Annotated in this window: 9 protein-coding genes; 7 read left to right on the forward strand and 2 right to left on the reverse strand. The window is 64.7% G+C overall.

Going from position 1 to position 15502, the window contains the following annotated elements; translation table 11 throughout:
• Positions 1-3: 3 nt before the first annotated feature.
• The 3 genes from IPK66_04710 (at position 4) to IPK66_04720 (ending at position 4305) form a co-directional block, all read left to right on the forward strand.
• A complete protein-coding gene (locus IPK66_04710; GenBank protein MBK8174594.1) occupies positions 4-1314 on the forward strand; it encodes a homoserine dehydrogenase in 1311 nt (436 codons plus the stop codon).
• A 136-nt stretch (positions 1315-1450) separates the two neighbouring features.
• Positions 1451-3136 carry a single-stranded-DNA-specific exonuclease RecJ gene (recJ, locus tag IPK66_04715; protein MBK8174595.1) on the forward strand — a complete coding sequence of 562 codons (1686 nt, stop codon included), beginning with the start codon at positions 1451-1453 and terminating at the stop codon, positions 3134-3136.
• Positions 3137-3576: 440 nt separating this feature from the next.
• On the forward strand, positions 3577-4305 hold the full coding sequence (locus IPK66_04720; protein ID MBK8174596.1) for a response regulator: 729 nt from the start codon (positions 3577-3579) through the stop codon (positions 4303-4305).
• On the opposite strand, the gene IPK66_04725 is transcribed toward IPK66_04720, so the two are convergent.
• On the reverse strand, positions 4272-7124 hold the full coding sequence (locus IPK66_04725; protein MBK8174597.1) for a PAS-domain containing protein: 2853 nt from the start codon (positions 7122-7124) through the stop codon (positions 4272-4274). The genes IPK66_04720 and IPK66_04725 overlap by 34 nt on opposite strands.
• Before the next feature lie 33 nt (positions 7125-7157).
• A complete protein-coding gene (locus tag IPK66_04730) occupies positions 7158-8615 on the reverse strand; it encodes an extracellular solute-binding protein (GenBank protein ID MBK8174598.1) in 1458 nt (485 codons plus the stop codon).
• Positions 8616-9058: 443 nt separating this feature from the next.
• Between IPK66_04730 and IPK66_04735 the strand changes: the two genes are divergently transcribed.
• The 4 genes from IPK66_04735 to pfkB all read left to right on the forward strand — a co-directional run bounded on the left by IPK66_04735 (position 9059) and on the right by pfkB (position 15494).
• A complete protein-coding gene (locus tag IPK66_04735) occupies positions 9059-10498 on the forward strand; it encodes a carbohydrate porin (protein MBK8174599.1) in 1440 nt (479 codons plus the stop codon).
• 62 nt (positions 10499-10560) lie between these two features.
• Positions 10561-11970 carry a sugar porter family MFS transporter gene (locus tag IPK66_04740; GenBank protein ID MBK8174600.1) on the forward strand — a complete coding sequence of 470 codons (1410 nt, stop codon included), beginning with the start codon at positions 10561-10563 and terminating at the stop codon, positions 11968-11970.
• A 51-nt stretch (positions 11971-12021) separates the two neighbouring features.
• Complete coding sequence (gene ptsP / locus IPK66_04745; GenBank protein ID MBK8174601.1) at positions 12022-14544, forward strand: phosphoenolpyruvate--protein phosphotransferase; 2523 nt, start codon at positions 12022-12024, stop codon at positions 14542-14544.
• Positions 14541-15494, forward strand: a complete 954-nt coding sequence (pfkB, locus tag IPK66_04750) for a 1-phosphofructokinase (GenBank protein ID MBK8174602.1) — start codon at positions 14541-14543, stop codon at positions 15492-15494. Before ptsP ends, pfkB begins: the two co-directional genes overlap by 4 nt.
• Positions 15495-15502 lie beyond the last annotated feature (8 nt).

Here is a 15502-nt window from a genome sequence, read left to right on the forward strand (position 1 = left end):
GGAGTGCAAGATCAATCCGCACAGGAGCGCCGGCCACTGAAGGTCGCCGTCGCCGGCCTCGGCACCGTCGGTGGTGGTACGGTCAAGCTGCTGCAGGAGAACGCAGGCCTCCTGGCGGAGCGATCCGGACGCAGCATCGTGATCACCGCAGTAAGCGATCGTATCCGGCTCGATCGCGGCTTCTCTGTCCAAGGCTATGCCTGGTTTGACGATGCCGTCGCGATGGCCGCCGAGGCGGACGCCGATCTCGTCGTCGAACTCATCGGTGGTGCCGAGGGAGCGGCGCGAAAGGTGTGTGAAACGGCGATCGCTCACGGTCGCCACGTCGTGACCGCCAATAAGGCGCTGATTGCCCATCACGGCCTGGAACTTGCCGCGGCTGCCGAGGCGAAAGGAGTGACGCTCGCCTACGAGGCGGCGGTCGCCGGCGGCATTCCGATCATCAAATCGTTGCGCGAGGGGCTCGCCGGCAACCGGCGGACCCGCGTGTTCGGTATCCTAAACGGCACGTGCAACTACATCTTGACCACGATGCGCGAGTCCGGCCGCGAGTTCGAGGCCGTCCTGGCGGAAGCTCAGGCGCTCGGATATGCCGAAGCCAATCCCAGCTTTGATGTCGACGGAATCGATTCCGCTCACAAGCTGGCGATCCTTGCCACCGTCGCCTTCGGCTGCACCCTCGACTTCGCGGCGGTGCACGTCGAGGGGATCCGTCACATCTCACCTGTCGATATCGCGTTCGCCGAGGAGCTCGGGTACCGGATCAAGCTTCTCGGCATCGCCTCGCTATCCGACGGCGGCGTGGAGCGGCGCGTGCATCCGTGCATGGTGCCGCTGGCGGCGCCGCTGGCGCGGGTCGACGGTGTATTTAATGCCGTTGTCGCCGACGGAGATTTCGTCGACCGCGTCGTTCAAGAAGGGCGCGGCGCCGGCGAGCGGCCGACCGCATCCGCGGTCGTCGCCGACATCGCCGATATCGCCTGTGGACGGCGCGCGGCAACGTTCGGCGTGCCGGTGACGGCGCTACGCGACTTACCGGAGCTGTCGATGAGCCGGCACCGCGGCTGTTACTACGTACGGCTGATGGTTCTCGACCAACCCGGCGTGCTCGCCGACGTGACGTCCATTTTGCGCGACAATTCCGTCTCGATGGAGGCCGTGCTGCAGCGCGCCCGTGCGCCGGGTGAGGCGGTGCCGGTGGTGATGACGACGCACGAAACGGTCGAGGCAGCGATGGTCCGCTCGCTCGAACAGATCGCGGCGCTGCCGTCCTCGACCGAGCCGCCGCGCATGATCCGCATTGAACCGTTCTGAGCAAGAGGTGGGTCTCGCGCCGTTGCTGTCGCCATCCCCGCCCACCGACCGCGCTCCGGCGGCGGGTGTTCAGCAGTCCCTGACAGGACGCTGCTGGCAGCTTGCGACAGCGGACGCGCGGCTTGCGACGGCGCTCATGCAGCGGCACGGTCTGCCGGACATCGTCGCGCGGATCCTCGCGGCGCGCGGCGTCGACCTCGATACGGCGGCGTCTTTTCTCGATCCGCGACTACGCCAACTGCTTCCTGATCCCTGCCGGTTGCAGGACATGCGCACTGGTGCCGAGCGGCTTGTCAGGGCGATTGCTGCCGGTGAAAAGATCGCGGTGTTCGGCGACTACGACGTCGATGGCGCAACCTCCGCGGCGTTGCTGCTGCGCTTCTTGCGGGCGGTTTCTGCCGCACCACCAGGACTCTATGTCCCCGACCGATTGCGCGAGGGATACGGTCCGAACGCACCAGCGCTGCAAAAACTGGCGCGCGAGGGCGTGAGCCTCGTTGTGACCGTCGACTGCGGCATCGCGGCACATGATGCCCTTGGCGCCGCTTCCGCCGCCGGGCTCGATGTCATCGTCGTCGACCATCACCAGCCGGCGGCAGCGCTGCCCCCCGCCGTCGCGGTGATCAACCCCAAGCGCATCGACGACGACAGTGGCCTTGTTCATCTGTGCGCCGCCGGCGTTGCCTTCCTGCTGACGGTCGACGCCAACCGGCTGCTCCGCGCCGCCGGCTGGTATGCCCACCGGCCGGAGCCTGACCTGCGACAGTGGCTCGATCTGGTGGCGCTGGGCACCGTCTGCGACGTCGTGCCGCTCACGGGCGTCAATCGCGCGTTCGTCGCGCAAGGGCTGAGGATTATGGCGCAGCGCGGGAATCCTGGGTTGCGGGCGCTGGCGGACGTCGCCGGTCTGACCGCCGCGGCCAACGAGCGCGATCTCGGTTTCGCCCTTGGTCCCCGGATCAATGCCGGCGGCCGCGTCGGCGAGGCCGACCTGGGTGCCCGGCTGTTGTCGACCGATGACCCTTCAGAGGCACAGAAACTGGCGCGGCGTCTGGATGGGCTCAACCGCGAGCGCCAGGCGATTGAACAAGACGTGCTGTGCGACGTCCTTGCGCGGCATTGCCCAGGAACGGACGCCGACTCCCCGTTGATCTGGGCGGTGGGCGAAGGCTGGCATCCCGGTGTCGTCGGTATTGTTGCCAGCCGGCTGGCCGAGCGCTTCGGCAAGCCGGCGGTGGTGATCGGCCTCGACGGCGAGCAGGGCATCGCTTCAGGCCGCTCGCTTCCGGGAATTGATCTTGGCGCCGCGGTCAATGCCGCGGCCGCGGCGGGGCTGCTGATCAAAGGCGGCGGCCACGCCATGGCGGCCGGGTTTTCCGTCGCCACTGAGCGCGTGGCGGAGGTTTTTGCCTTTCTGAGCACTCGGCTAAGAGGAAATGGAGGTCTGAAGGCCGCTTCGACGCCATTCCTGCGCGTGGACGGCGAGCTGACGCTGAGGGGGGCGGCTGCCTTGGCGGTGGAGGCGGTCGCCGCTCTCGCCCCTTATGGGGCCGGCCATGCCGAGCCGCGCTTCGTCATCGAAAGCGTGCGCCTTGGCCCAGTTCGCCGGATCGGCCGCGATCATCTCGCCTGCACTTTGGTCGACGGCAACGGCACCCGCCTGCCGGCGGTTGCCTTTCGCTGTGCTGATCAGCCGCTTGGCCGCGCGCTCCTCGCCCATTCCGGGGCCGCCTTCCACCTCGCCGGCCGCCTGCAGCCGGGCCGCAGCCGCAGCGCCGGCGTTCAGTTCGTCATCGACGACGCCGCGCCAGCATGGGGCTGAGCGCACCCGGTTGCAGCGACGCCGGCATCTCCCTGATCCAGGCGCCATGTGGAAACTCCGCTGCCGGGTGATCTTGTTGTGGCGGCCGGCCGTGCGACGCCAACGACGCAATCGACGACCGCTTGATTCCAACCGGAACACTCTGATGCGGTTGGTCATCGCCCGGCGCGTGGCACCGGGGTTTGGCAAACGTGTTCCTCAAGTTGGGAGGAGGATCATGTCGCGGCACGCCGGAAGAGCGGGCAGGGCTCATACGCGCAGCGCCTCAACCGATCGTTGGTGCCCTACCTCTGCCATTCTCCTGCCTGTTGACAAACTTGGCCATTTGGCCATGACTGATCGCAACGAAGAACAACTTCGAATGGCTTCTCGTCGGATCGGTGGGGAGGTCATGCCAACGCCGGAACGACCATGACCGGTACTGGCCAGGGACAAGCCGGATGACGCCAGAAACTCACGTGCTTATCGTCGATGACGACCCGCAGGTGCGGGAAATCGTTCGAGACGCCTTTGAGGCTCAGGGATGGGCCGCCGCCGAAGCCGCCGACAGCTTGGAACTCGCAGACCGGTTGCGCCGGTGTACTCCTGACCTCATTCTCCTTGATCTTTGCCTTCCGGACGCCGACGGGCTTGCCATCGCCAGCAAGCTCCGTCTGACCTCCGACGTGCCGATCATCATATTGACCGGCCTGGGTGCCGACATTGACCGGATCGTCGGCCTCGAGATCGGCGCCGACGATTATGTGGTCAAGCCGTTCAATCCGCGCGAACTCGTCGCGCGCGCCAAGGCGGTACTCAGACGATCACGGGGCCCGATGGGCGGCACGCCGTCGGTGCCAGCGCTTGGCCACGATTGTCGCCGCTTCGTGGGGTATCTGCTTGACCTCACCACCCGCCGGCTTATCGCGCCGGACGGCACGGTGGTCCCGCTGACGAACGCCGAGTTTCTGCTGCTCGAAGCATTCATCAGCGCACCGCGGCGGGTGTTGAGCCGGGATCAGCTTCTCGAGTTGACGCGGTCCCATGGCGGCGACGTTTTCGATCGCACCATCGACGTCCTGGTGCTGCGGCTGCGCCGGAAAATCGAAGCGAACCCGCACGCGCCGCGTCTCATTCGCACCGAGCGGGGCGCCGGCTACGTGTTCGATACGGTCGTGGAATCAATTTGATCCGCAGGCTTGCTGAAATGCCGGGCCATTGCTGCCGCGAGGAGATTTGGCGGCACCGGTTTTCTGAGGATTTCGACGGCGTTCAGCGCGTCCGTCGTCGCGTCGAGAAGCTCCGGGCGCTCGGCGGAGGTGAATACCAGCTCAAGCGTCGGCGCGATCGCTTGTGCGCGTTGGGCAAGTACAAAGCCATTCTCACCGCAACCCAAAACAACGTCAGTGTAAAGAAGGCTGATATCCGGATTGCCCCGCAGGCATGCGAGCGCGTGATCCGCGTCGGTAGCCGTGAACACGCGATAGCCGAGTCTGCGCAACTGCATGGCGACGGTCTCGAGCAAGAGGGCATCGTCTTCGACGACGAGGATCGCGCCCTCGGGCGTCCCGGCGGACCAGCGCCGATCAGCGGTCGGTCGACGCCCGGGGGAGTTCACTTCGATCACCGGGGCCGCGGTAACCAGGAGGTCGGCGACCGGCAGCGTGAAGGCGATCGACGTACCGGACCCGGGCACGCTTTCGATGCGGAAGTCCCCTCCCGATTGTTGCACGAAACCGTAGACCATGCTGAGGCCGAGGCCACTGCCCTTGCCCGGTGCCTTGGTGGTAAAGAAAGGCTCGATCACGCGTTCGACGATGTTGGCCGGCATTCCGCAACCGTTGTCGTGCACCAGGACCTCGACCGACTGCCTGGCATCGGGCGTCGTCGCCCTGTCCGGCTGCGGAGTGATCGGCACGCGCGTCCTGGCGGCGATCGTCAGTGTTCCGCTGCCGTCCATCGCATCGCGCGCGTTCAACGCCAGATTAAGCAAGGCGTTTTCCAGCTGGCCCGGGTCCACGAACACCCGAGGAAGCGTCTCTTCCAGCTCCGTGTGGATGGTGATCCGCGCGCCGACACTGCATTCCAGCAGATCCAGAATCCCGCCGATGAGCGCTGCGACGTCGACGATCTCCGGCCGAAGCTTCTGGCGGCGTGAGAACGCCAGAAGCCGTTCGATCTGCATCGCGGCGCGCTCCCCTGCGGCAAGCGCCCGCGTTGCCCGTTCCCGCAGGTCTTGCTGTCCGGCCAGCGAATCCTGCAACAAGTGCAGATTGCCCTGAATGACCGCTAGCAGATTGTTGAAGTCGTGAGCCAGGCCGCCGGTGAGCTGACCCACAACCTCCATCTTGTGCGCGTGACGAAGTTGCAGTTCGGCCGCCTTGCGCTCGGTCACGTCGGTATGGATGGTTACGAAGCCGCCCGAAGGGACCGGGTTGCTGCGCAGTTCGATGATGCGTCCGGACGCGAGGTGTGCCTCGAAACATTGGGCGGCGAGGACACGTTCCGCTAGCTGGATCGGCGCTTCCATGGGTATGCCGGCTGAGGTCCGGAACCGTATGCCGCGCTCGACGACGAGCCGGCGCATCTTTTCGGCCGGCGTGCCGGGAACCAGTAGGTCCCCGGGGAGGTCATAGAGCAGAACGAACTGCCGGTTCCAGGCCAGCAACTGGCCCTCGGCGCCATGAACGCTGAAGCCATCGTTCATGTTATCGAAGGTCGCGACGAGCAGATTGGACTTCTCCGCGAGCTGTTCGTCGAGTTTTTCCATGCGCCGCGCATTGTCGCGGAAGACGACGAACGCCCGCGCAAGATCACCGATTTCATCCGGGCGATCCGTCGCTGGAAAACTGGTTTCGTGCTCGCCGCGCGCGAGTTGTACCATCGCCGCCGTGATTCCCCGCATGCTGACGCCAAGATCGCGAATGACGAAGAAATAGGAAATCAGCACCGCGGTTATGATCGAAGCGACGCTGAGGCCGGCGAGCAGGATCGCGTGATCGGCAATCGTCGCGTCGATTGCGTGAGCCGCCCGCCCGACGGTCACGCTGGCGGAGGCGACGAGCCTGTCCACCTCTGTCGACATCTCGTCGGCAAGCCTGCGGTTGTCGGTAATGAGAGCCTCCGCCCGGGCAAGCGCCTGCAACTCGGCGCTGCGCAGCGCAAAAATGCTTCCCGTGCCGCTGACCTCGTCCACAAGTCCGGCGACCGGCCCGCGCAAGGGCGAGCGGAGGCCATCGGGCATTTCCGGCAGCAGGGCCTGCCATTCCTCGATGCTGCGGCGGAAGCGATCGTGAACGGCATTGAGCTCGGCGGGCGTGCGAACCTCGGTCGCAATCAGCAGGCTGTTAGCGGCAGCCTGGGTCAGGCGCTCGCCCTCGAGCAGCGGCTTTTGCGCGGTTACGGCGGCGATGAAGGTCTGCGAGGTCACGTCGCGCCTTGGCGGATGCGGCGGTTCGGTGTTCACGTCGGTGGCGACGCCGACGAGACCGCGATTGACGGCGGCGGTAATGGCAAGAATGGAGGGGCCGAGGGTCTGGCGGATATCGTCCTGAAAGGTGAAGACGCGGGCGACCTCCTGCTGCATGCGGCGAGCCAGCATCGCGCGGCTGGCAACATACTCACCGAGCGCCGACAGGTTCTCGTGCAACGACGCGGCCGACGCCGAAATCTGTTCGATCAGGGCGGTTTCCCGGCTTTCGGCAGCCTGAAGGAGCCCGACTTCGCGACGCAGCGCGTTCAGGTCGTCGGATATCCGCTGCATCTCTCGTGCCCGCTGCCCCTCATCTGCCGCCGCGATCAGTGCGGGCGCCCGACCTTGCAGGCGCTCGCCGATCTGCGCGAGCCGGAGTGCGGCCGTCGTCTCCGGCAGTTGGCGCGCCGAGACGGTCTCGAACTTGGTGCGGATATCGGTCATTGCCAGGATCGCGACGATGCTGGCGAGCGCAACAAGAGCGGAGGCAACCGCAAGAATGAGAAACAACCGGCGCTGAATGCCGCGGATTGCCATGAGTCCCTTGTCTTGTTACTCAATCAGTTCTCGTTACTCGGCCAATTCCATCGCCCAGCGATAATGACGACGCTGGCCGTCTCGCCCTAGTCGATCGGTGATCCGTTGCCAAGCCGCTGCCGCGCTCGCCAACGCTGCTTGCGCTGGAAGAGCGCCGCTCAAGGCGCTCCCGATCGCAGCATCAAACGCTGCGGCATAGGCGCGAAATCCCGGAATTCGCAGATCGCCCGCCGCATCCGGCGAGTCCAGACTGCTGCGAAGCACGCGAAGGTAGGCAGACGCACGGTCCGATGCACCGAACACACGACGCCAGGTGTCCGCCTGGGCGAGATGCGACCGGCGATAAGGATTGATTCCGGATGTTCCGTCGAGGACATCCTCGGCGCTATGTTGGGGACTGCTGAACCAGGCGATGTATCGCCACGCGGCCTCGATCCGGGGACTGGCGGCCAGCACGGCCGCGATCCATCCACCGAAGGCGATGAAGGGAACGTGGCGAACCGAATCCAGGTGCTTCCATTCCTGTTTGGTCTGGTTCCACACCTCTTTACAGCCGGGCAGCATAAAAAAACCGACGCGCCCGGCGATCTCTGACACGCGGCCATCCGCGGCCAGCACCCCTGTGTCCGTCCAGTCGATGTTCATCGCCGCCCGCCCCGCGACGAAACGGGCACGAACGTCGTAGCTGTCCAGGGTCTCGGCGTCGACGGGCGCGAACGGGCGGATCGCGACGTACTCGCTCAGCGCCCGGACCCACCCGGGGTTATCGATCATCGGCGACATCGTTTGCGGATCGAAGAACATCGCGCCGCGCCGCTGAGGAAGGTTCACATAGCACGCTGCGCGGCTGAACAGCGTCCACACCCGCTGTCCCCGTGGAGCGAACGCTTCGAGCGTTCCCGCGACCGTTCGGCCCTCGGAGTCGCTTCGCCCATGGAAATATTCGGCGATTCGTCGGTAATCCTCCCAGGTCTCTGGTGGAACGAGGGCTTGGCCGTAGCGCTCGGCAAAGGTGCGTTGATGGACTGGATCGGCAAAGAGATCCGAGCGGTAGGCGCCAATCTGCAAGTCACCGTCGACAGTGACCGCTTTCCATTGCCCTTCCCAGCGCATCATCACATCGCGATAGGCTGGCAGGATATCGCGGAAAGGTTCCGAATTGACCAGCCATTCCGGCACCGGAGCGAGGTAGGGCGCAAGATCTCCCAACCAATCCGACGGGACGATGACGACGTCGTAGGCACTGCGCCCGGTAATGCAGCCGACCATGATCTCGTCGTAGAGCCGATCAAACGGTGCGCGCTCGACCGTAACCGGGATGCCTTCGGCCTTGGCGAAACTGCGTCCGTGCCGGATCGCCGGGCCGCCGATTGCCTCGGTATCCCGGGTAATCACGCGAAGCGCCGTCGCCCGCAGGTCGGCGGCGCAGGCGAGCCGCGGAAGGAGGAACCCGCAGGCCGCATTGAACAGCAAGGATCGCCGTCCGATCATGGCACGCGAACGATCGGCCATATCTCAGGTACCCCTTCGCAGGTATTCCCTCGGCGCACGCATTCAATGACAAATACTACAGGCGAAGCGCACTGGCTGACATCATCCGTTCATATGTGAACGGCAATGTCTCTGCACCTCCCAAACCCGGGCCGGAGATCGTGATCGGCCCAACCGGCGCAGGCGATTGGCAGATCGCCTGCGCTTTTTTTTGCAGCAAATGGCTTTTGCAGCACGCGGCGCGTGTGCGGGCCCAGCGATGAGACGGCGTGGCACAGAGGTGGCACAGGGGCGGCACAGGGAGAGCCTGATCCTGCGCCTTCATGGCCGTTTGTTTCGAATATTACCGACTTCGCCAGTGTCACTGACATCAGCGGTTCATGACCATCGGTTGAGATGCCCCTCAATTCAACCAAGAATCCAAGTCCGATGGAGGGGACGCCATGGTTGCATACGGCAAGTCAGCGATCCGGCCCGCTGGGATCGCGCTCAGCAGGGGCCGCCGTCCTCGTCGCGCCCTGAGCGATGCACTCCTTTCCCTTGCCGCGGCGGGGGTCCTGTTCTGCCTGCCGTGCTCGGGCGCATCCGCGCAGGAAGGAGAAGGCGAGATGCCGGGAACGGGTTTGCCGGAACAGGTCCCGCCGGAGCCGGGCGGATCGCCGATGAAATATGATTTCGAGCACAACATAACCGGCGACTGGGGCGGAGCGAGGAACCGCCTTTCCGACAAAGGTGTCGACATTCGCGGCGGCTACGCGATGGAATTCCTCGCCAATCCGGTCGGCGGCCTGCGTCAGGGTGAGACCTACGTCCACAACATCCTCTTGCAGGGCGACTTCGATCTGGAAAAGTTACTCGGCGTGCCGAAGACGGTGTTCCGCGTCCTCGGATCACAGCGCTCGGGCGAAAGCCTCGCCAAGCAGGACATCGGCAGCGCCATCAGCGTTCAACAGCTTTACGGTGGCGGTGAGACCTACCGGCTGGTCGAAGCCGAATTCCTGACCTCGCTTTTCGACGATCGTCTCAACCTCGCCTACGGCCGCCTGTCCGCAACCGACGACTTTCTGACCTCGCCGCTCTACTGTAGCTTCGTCAACAACGGCTTCTGCGGGCAGCCGCCAGCGCCGTTCTTCAATATGTCGAACGGTATCACCGCCTATCCAACCTCCGTGTGGGGCGTCCGCGCCAAGGTAAGTCCGATCCCTGAGACGTATGTAATGGTTGGGGTCTACGACGGCGACGTTAATCAGGATGGCAAGAACCATCACGGCATCAACTTCACCTTCGGCGACAATGGCGTGCTTGTCCTCAATGAATTTGGTTATACACCGCAAAGGGGATTGTTTGATCTGCCCGGCCATTACAAGGTCGGAGCATACTATCATTCCGGTCATTTTGACGATGTCTCGAAGGACGCCAACGGGAATAACCTGTTTATTACCGGGGTCGCCGCCGAGAAATTTACCGGAACCAGCGGTTACTATACCCTTCTCGACCAGATGGTCTACCGGGAGGCGCCGGAAGCGGACCAGGGCCTGAGCGTGTTCTTCGTCGCGGTCGCCAGCCCGGACCAAGAAGAAAGCACGATGCCGTACTTCGTCTCGGGCGGCCTGGTCTATCAGGGACTGATCGGCGCACGGCCGATGGACAGGACGGCCTTCGGCGTAACCAACGCCTGGTTCAGCGACAAGCTCAGTGATGCGCGCCACGATGCCGGCCTGGAGAAACAATCGACCGAGACCGCGCTCGAGCTGAACTATCAGGTTCAGGTTACCCCCGCCATCTACTTCCGTCCCGACCTGCAGTACATCATCAAACCAAATGGACAACGGGATATCGATAACGCCTTCGTAATCGGCTTCGAGGCTGGCGTTACATTTTAAGGTAACTGCTGAAAATATACGTATTCACAACGAATACGGTTTCTCTGGGAGGAGACCGAGTCATGGCAACGACTGCATCGCAATCCGTTGTTGTTGTTCCAAATGCTGGTTACGTCATCCTGATTGCTGCCGCGGCAGCGATGGGCGGCTTTCTGTTCGGTTTCGATACGGCGGTCATCAACGGCACCGTCCTGGCGCTCAAGCAGGAGTTCAACGCGTCGAGCCTGGGCCTCGGCCTCGCGGTATCGCTGGCTCTTCTGGGGTCGGCGATCGGGGCATTCGTTGTCGGGCCGCTCGCCGATCGGATCGGTCGCGTCCGCTGCATGCTCATGGCATCGGCGCTGTTCGCGATCAGCGCCGTCGGCTCAGGGATGCCCATCGGCCTTGCCGACTTCATCTTCTGGCGGGTACTGGGGGGCATCGGCGTTGGTGCCGCCAGCGTCATCGCGCCGGCCTACATCGCCGAGTGTTCGCCGGCAGAGATGCGCGGCCGGCTTGGCTCGCTGCAGCAACTGGCGATCGTCATCGGCATTTTCGCCGCCCTGCTCGGAAACTATGCCATCGGCTCGGCCGCCGGTTCGGCCTCCGCGCCCTTCTGGTTCGGCCGCGAGGCGTGGCGCTGGATGTTCTGGTCGGAAGCGCCGGCGGCGATCATGTACGGCATCTTCGCGCTGGTGATCCCTGAATCGCCACGGTACCTCGTCGCCCAGGGCCGCCACACCGAGGCGCGGGTGGTGCTGGCGCGGATGATCGGTCCGCACGCGTCGATCAAGGTCGAGGAAATCAGCCGCACGGTCTCCCGGGAACACAAGCCGCGGCTCGCCGATCTGCGCGGCAGGTGGGGACTGCTGCCGATCGTCTGGGTCGGCATGGTGTTGTCGATGTTCCAGCAGTTCGTCGGCATCAACGTCATTTTCTATTACAGCAGCGCGCTGTGGCGGATCGTCGGCTTTACCGAGGCCGACTCGCTACTGATCACCATGATCACCAGCATCACCAACATCGCGACGACGCTGGTCGCCATCGCCTGCATTGATAAGTTCGGGCGCAAGCCGCTGCTGCTGGCGGGTTCGGTCGGTATGCTGCTGACCCTGGGGGCGATGGCCTGGGTGTTCGGCACCGCGTCGGTCGATGCCAATGGCTTTCCCGTCCTGAGCTCGAACGCCGGTCTCGTCGCCCTGCTCGCCGCCAATGTCTACGTCTTCTGTTTCGGCTTTTCCTGGGGACCGGTGACCTGGGTGCTTCTCGGCGAGATGTTCAACAACCGGATCAGGGCATCCGCGCTGGCGCTGGGCGCCGGGGTGCAGTGGATCGCCAACTTTGCCGTCTCCACCACCTTCCCGCCGATCGCCTTCAATCTCGGACTCGGCATCGCCTATGGCCTTTACGCCGGTTTCGCCGCGGTCTCGTTCTTCTTCGTCCTCGCTTTCATTCGCGAGACCAAAGGCAAGGAACTCGAAGACATGCAATAGCCGGCGTGTTTCAGCAGCGGCGACATCATGAACTCTGGGAGGAAACAAAACATGCTCGCGCTTGATCCCTCGGCGGTCCGCATCGGCGGCACACCCTCCAGCAAGGCCGAGGCCATTCGTCAGGTCGGTGAACTTCTCGTCGGTGCCGGCAATATCGAGCCCGGGTACGTCGCCAGCATGCTGGCCCGGGAGAAGATCGCCAATACCTTCCTCGGCAACGGGATTGCGATCCCTCACGGGATCCCGAAGGATCGGGACCTGATCCGCAAGACCGGTGTCGCGGTGCTGCAGGTACCGGGTGGGGTGGAATGGAACCTCGGCGAGAAGGTGCATCTCGTCGTCGGTATCGCCGCCCGGTCGGACGAGCACCTCGAGATCCTCGCCAACCTCACGGACGTTCTCAGCGAGCCGGCGGAAGCCGTGTGGCTGGCGACGACGACGGATGCATCCGAGATCGCCGCACGGCTGTCGGGCGGAATCGTTTCTTCTGCACCCGCGGTCGAGCCAACCGCGACGCCGGTCTCTCAAGACCTCGGCGACGGTTTCGATGTGACGATCAGCAACCCGCATGGCCTGCATGCTCGGCCGGCGACAGCGTTCGTCGATCTCGCCAAGTCGTTCCAGTCAGTGGTGCGGGTTCGCAACGGCGATAAGGTCGCTGACGGCAAGAGCCTGATCTCGCTGCTCAAGCTGGGTGCCGAGCGTGGCGCGACGCTCCGCATAACCGCGGTGGGAACCGACGCTGCAAGTGCGCTGGCGGCACTCAAGGCCGCCATGGAGAAGGGGCTCGAGGACGAAGCGCAGGCGGCGGCCGATGCGGCGACCCCGGTCGTCGACGCGCGCCAGACCATCCGCTACGAGGCGCGCACCGCCGCCGGCATCTCGGCTTCACCCGGTCTTGCCATCGGTCCCGTCCGCCAGTTCGTGCGGGCGAAGATCGTCGTTGAGGCGACAGCCCGAGATGCCGTCACCGAACTGAAAAAACTGGATCGGGCGATCGAAAGTTCGAAGCGCGAGTTGCAGGAACTGTTCGACGAAGTGTGGAAGAAGTCCGGGCCAGCCAAGGCCGGCATCTTTAAGGCGCACGCCGAATTCCTGGACGATCCGGAAATGCTGGATGCGGCGCGGGCGCTTGTTCGCGAGGGGCGCAGCGCCGGCTGGGCCTGGCAGAATACCTACGAGGAGCGGGCCGGCATTCTCGCCGCGATGAAGGACGCGGTGCTTGCCGCGCGGGCAGCCGACCTTAAGGACGTGGGGCGGCGGGTCCTCAAGCTGCTCGCCGAGACGATCGAGGACGAGCCCCAGCTTCCGGATGCGCCGGTTATTCTCATCGCCGAAGACCTGACGCCATCGGACACCGCCCGGCTCGATCCCAAGTTCGCCCTCGGCCTGTGCACGTCCGGCGGCGGTCCGACGTCGCATACCGCGATCATCGCCCGATCGCTCGATATTCCGGCGGTGGTGAGCGCCGGCGATTCCGTGCTCGACCTGGCGGACGGGACCAACGTTATCCTCGACGGCAATGGCGGCCTGTTGGTGATCCGGCCGACGGAGGCCGATACGGCCCAGGCCCGCCAGGCGCTGGTCGATCATCAGGCGCAGCGCGAAGCTGAGCGCAAGGCTTGCTACAAGCCGGCGATCATGACCTGCGGAACGCGCGTCGAGGTCGTCGCCAACATCAGCGACGTCGACGAGGCGGTGCATGCCGTCGAGGCGGGCGGTGAGGGCGTCGGCCTGCTGCGCACCGAATTTCTGTTCTTGCAGCGGGACAGCGCGCCCAGCGAGGACGAACAGTTCGAGACCTATTCGGCGATGACCAAGGCGCTGAACGGGCTGCCGATCATCATTCGTACCCTCGACATTGGTGGCGACAAGGAAGTGCCGTACCTGCAGATGCCGGCGGAGATGAACCCGTTTTTGGGCGAGCGCGGCATCCGCCTGTGCCTTGCGCGCAAGGACCTGTTTCGCACCCAGCTCCGCGCGATTTTCCGGGCGGCGGCGACCGGGCCGGTGCGCATCATGTATCCAATGATCGCCACCATCGAGGAGCTGCAGAAAGCCAAGGAAATCACCGAGGAGGTGCGGCTGTCGGTCGGCGCTGATCCGGTCGAGATCGGCATGATGATCGAGGTTCCCCTCCTCGGCGATGATGGCCGACGTCTTTGCCGAGGAGGTCGATTTCTTTTCCATCGGCACCAACGATCTTACCCAATACGTGCTCGCCATGGACCGTCTGCACCCGCAGCTGGCCAAGCAGGCGGACGGCCTGCATCCGGCGGTGTTGCGGATGATCGAGCGGACCGTGCGCGCTGCCGACGCTGCGGGCAAATGGGTCGGGGCTTGCGGCGGCGTCGCCGGCGATCCGCTGGGGGTCGTCATCCTCACCGGGCTCGGCGTGCGCGAACTCAGCGTCAGCATTCCCAGCATTGCCGCGGTCAAGGCGCAGATCCGCGGCCTGTCGAAAGACAAGGCCCACGCGCTCGCCGAACGCGCGCTCGCCTGTCGAACTGCGGCCGACGTGCGAGCTTTGGCATGACCGTATCCCCGCTCACCGCAGAAGGAGCTGCGATATGAACGCTGTTCCGCGTGTCGCGACCGTCAGCCTGAACGCCGCGATCGACCAGACGGCCAACGTGCCCGATTTTACCGCCGGCGCGGTCAACCGCGTCGCCTGGGCGCAGGCGGACGCCGGCGGCAAGGGGGTCAACGTCGCCGCGTTCCTTGCCGGTTTTAACCATGCGGTCGCCGTGACAGGGTTGCTCGGTGAGGGCAACACGGACCTGTTCGTTCGCTTGTTCACCGAGAAAGGCCTGATTGACCGGTTCGTTCGCGTTCCCGGCCACACCCGGGTCAATGTCAAGATCGTCGACGACTTGAGCAACCGGGTCACCGATATCAATTTCCCCGGCGTGGCGGCCCGACCGGCTGACCTCGACGCGGTGATCGCGGTAATCGAGGATCTTGTCGCCCAGGGATGTGAGTGGTTCGTCCTCTCCGGCAGTCTGCCTGAAGGGCTGCCGACATCCTGCTACCGGGACTTGACCCGGCTCTTGAAGGCGCGCGGCCGCAAGGTGGTGCTCGATACCAGCGGCACCGGACTGGCGCAGGCGATCGAATCCGGCCCCGACATCATCAAGCCGAACATCGACGAGTTGACGGAGCTGGTCGGCCAGCCGCTCAGCGACGAGCGGGGAATCATCGAGGCCGCCGGCAAATTGCGCCGGCAGGGAATCGGGCTGGTGGCGATCTCGATGGGTGCGGATGGAGCCATCTTCGTCGATGGAGCGTCGGCCGTTCACGCAACTCCAGCCCCGGTTACCGTCAAGAGCACCGTCGGAGCGGGCGACGCCATGGTCGCCGGCATCGTGCATGCGCAAACGCAACGGCTCCCCCTCGAGGAATGCGCCCGCCTCGCCACCGCCTTTTCCTTGGGTGCCCTGGGCGAGATCGGCCCGCGATTGCCGCCACGCGACGAGATCGAGGGATTTTGCAGCCGGGTAATGACCCGGCAGCTCGCGACTTGATTGGGAGG

This window comes from Rhodospirillales bacterium (genome assembly GCA_016712595.1).
Taxonomy (GTDB): Bacteria; Pseudomonadota; Alphaproteobacteria; order Rhodospirillales; family Defluviicoccaceae; genus Defluviicoccus.